Genomic DNA, 3331 nt, shown 5'->3' with positions numbered 1-3331 from the left:
GTCAGCAGTTATATATTCTTCGCCTATCTGGATGTTAGATTTTTACTGCTTTTAATTGCACAGACTTATGCATCCTATCTTGCAGGGAAGAATATTAGGAGGAAAAATAAGAATCCGTCAGACCGTAAAAAAATTTTAGCAGTATTCATTACTTTCATGCTGATCATTTTAGCATTTTTCAAGTATTATCATTTTTTTACGGAATCTTTCCTGAATCTATTTCAGATCAAAAGCAACATGCAGCTATGGAAATTAGCGATGCCTCTTGGTATTTCCTTTTATACCTTCCAGGCAATCAGTTATGTGGCAGATATTTATAAAGAGGAATTAGAGCCTGCCGATTTCCTGTCCACTGCACTTTTAATTGGTTTTTTTCCCAAGATTTCAACGGGTCCGATTGTGAAGAATCAGGATTTCCTCCGGCAGATTAACGAACAAAGACAGATTACAAAAGCAAATGCAGAAGCTGGATTTCAGATAATCCTGTTTGGAATATTTAAGAAGTGTGTGATAGCGGACCGGTTGTCTGTATGTGTGGATGCGGTTTTTCAGGCCCCGGCTGCCTACAGCGCTCTTTCCATCACTTTTGCCGTGATTTCCTATTCCATTCAGATATATTGTGATTTTTCCGGTTATTCAGATATGGCAATTGGAATTGCAAAAATATTGGGATTCGATATACCCCCCAATTTTAATATTCCTTATATATCAAAAAATGTATCAGAGTTTTGGAAACGCTGGCATATCAGCCTGTCTGCCTGGCTGATGCAATACTTATACTTTCCCCTGGGTGGAAATCGAAAAGGCAGAGGGCGTACTTATTTTAATCTGGTTTTAACCATGACGCTGGGGGGACTCTGGCATGGAGCTAACTGGACTTATATTGTGTGGGGACTGCTCAATGGATTTGCTTTAGTGCTGCATAAAAATTATCTGGCTATTAAGAAGAAGCATTTTATCACGATTGAAAATAAGGGAATACAGAATGTCTGTTCCGTTATTTCCTGTCTGCTTACCTATATTTTCATCTGCATCTGCTGGATTTTTTTCCGGGCAGATTCCGTGGAACAGGCGGTCATGATACTGGGCAGAATCGTCTTCTGGAAATCAGGGATAGACTATATTTACATATATACGGTGGTATTTGCTCTGATTGTGATTATTGCAATGCTGTTTGCAAAATTCAAAAATGGCGGAAACGGATTATACAAACAATTTAACCTGGATAAGTTTTCATCGAAAGTAGCGATAGGTATCTTCATTTGGATTTTGTTAAGTTTGTTTTATCCGGGAAATACAGCATTTATTTATTCCCAGTATTGACTTTACCGGGAAACAGGGTTATCTGCCTGCTATAGATTGTGAACCTTTTTTTCTGTGGCAGTTTTAGATAAATAAAATGCGTTTTATACGTTTCAGGAGAGGAGGAGTGAGATCTATTGTGCGAAAGAACCATAGTAAATGGAAAAAAGATACAAAAATAATTTTATTAAGGAGGATTTGGATATGAAGGAAAAAGCGGCGGCAATTCTAACGGTATGTATGCTGCTGATGACGGGAATGCAGGTTCATGCCAGCGGCATTATACACAGCGTTTCAACAGGAATCGGTGGAATTGTAAGTGCAAGCCCCGGCAGAGGTTCTGCAGAACTGTCAGGTGAATTTGATGATCCTGAGTTACAAAATGAGGTGGATCAAATAAATAACAGTCTGGACCAGAATCTGGCGAACGCCTTGGGGAAGGATGAACTGGAACTTTATGACAGCAAGACTAAGGTTATATCCCTGGAAAAACTGTCTGATTATAAATTTCTGACGAAAATCAGTAATTTGACAATCAAGGCAGATCCCATGCCATCTATCGAACAACCCATCAGTATGGATTTGGTATGCAATAGTATCACCTCTAATATTCAGGTTTACGTCCTGCATAAGTGTGATGCACATGGATGGGAACTGCTGGATACCGCAACCAGTGGGAATATTGCAACTGCGGTATTTCATTCCGCATCGCCCGTAGCATTGGTATACCAGGACAAAGAGCAGGGAAAAAACGAAGAAACCGGTGTTTCACCTAAAACCGGAGAAAGTGGTATTGAAATTATTGCAGTTATAGCAGCCGTATTATTTATTGGGGTGGGCAGTTTTGCAGTGATCCACAGTAAAAAGAACAGAGGAGTGAAATTGTGAAGGAACCAGCATTAATGATCCTGGCAGCAGGAATGGGGAGCAGGTATGGGGGACTTAAACAAGTTGATACAGTGGGAGATCATGCAGAAAGTATTATAGATTTTTCCATCTTTGACGCTATAGAAGCCGGTTTTCGTGATCTTGTGCTGATTATAAGAAGAGAACACGAGGCTATCTTTGAGCAGAATCTGGTCAGGCATATCAGAAAGAAGGTGAATGTTCAATATGCCTATCAGAACATGGATGATATCCCGGAAGGCTTTACAGTCCCGGCAGGCAGAGAAAAGCCGTGGGGAACAACACATGCCCTGTTAGCCTGCCGCAGCCGGAATACACCATTTGCTATCTGCAATGCAGATGACTTCTATGGAAGAGATGCATTTCAAAAAATGTATGAATTTTTATGTACGGAGGTTCAGGAGAATCACTATGCCATGATCGGATACCCACTGGAAAATACATTGACGGATCATGGTTCCGTAACAAGAGGGGTCTGCAAGGTAGAAGACGGGTACCTGACCGGTATCGAAGAAATAGGCGGAATCAGGAAAAAAGACGGGCAGGTCTGCTATGAGACAGATAAAGCAGACAACACAGAAAAAGCAAACAAGACAGAAAAAACTGACAAGACAGGTAAGGCAGACGTAAATGACGAGACAGTCAATCAATACAGCTGTATACCTGATCATACCATGTGTTCCATGAATTTCTGGGGATTTTCTCCGTCAATATTCGGGCAGTGTGACCGGATATTTACTGATTTTTTAGAACGGGAATTAAATGCAAATCCTATGAAATGTGAACATGTCATACCTACGGCAGTAAGGGATCTTATAAAAGAAGGCAGTTGCCGGGTCAAAGTATTGCCCAGCCGGGATACGTGGTTTGGAGTGACTTATCAGGAAGATCGAGCATTCGTCCAGGAAAAAATAAAAGATTACAAAAAAGCAGGCAGATTTCCCGCAAAACTTTGGAACTGAGATTTACCGTGTAGTCTGTTAAAACAGAAATATCGTGGATAGGGGGGAATACATTGAAGTTTAGAAACAGGAAAAGAAGCATTCTGATACTCGTTTTGTGCTTTGCTGTATGTCTCACTGCTAATCCGGTTTGGAGTCAGCATGCGGATGCCTCAGCAGGG

At 40.9% G+C, this 3331-nt stretch carries 3 protein-coding genes; all 3 read left to right on the top strand.

The window, feature by feature from the left end:
* Positions 1–1323, top strand: a 1323-nt coding sequence (locus ACH2DQ_RS20780) for an MBOAT family O-acyltransferase (RefSeq protein WP_395028150.1), incomplete at its 5' end; no start/stop codon positions are given.
* A 183-nt stretch (positions 1324–1506) separates the two neighbouring features.
* On the top strand, positions 1507–2190 hold the full coding sequence (locus tag ACH2DQ_RS20775; protein WP_395028148.1) for a hypothetical protein: 684 nt from the start codon (positions 1507–1509) through the stop codon (positions 2188–2190).
* Entirely contained in the window at positions 2187–3170 is a 984-nt protein-coding gene (locus ACH2DQ_RS20770) for an NDP-sugar synthase (RefSeq protein WP_394915482.1), read from the top strand. Before ACH2DQ_RS20775 ends, ACH2DQ_RS20770 begins: the two co-directional genes overlap by 4 nt.
* The last annotated feature ends 161 nt before the right edge of the window (positions 3171–3331 follow it).

Source organism: Robinsoniella sp. (assembly GCF_034124845.1).
This window is presented reverse-complemented; position numbering and strand designations above follow the sequence as displayed.

Excerpts from the sequence above, each read along its gene's own strand:
- ACH2DQ_RS20775 (WP_395028148.1), top strand. The coding sequence starts at position 1,507 with ATGAAGGAAAAAGCGGCGGCAATTCTAACGGTATGTATGCTGCTGATG.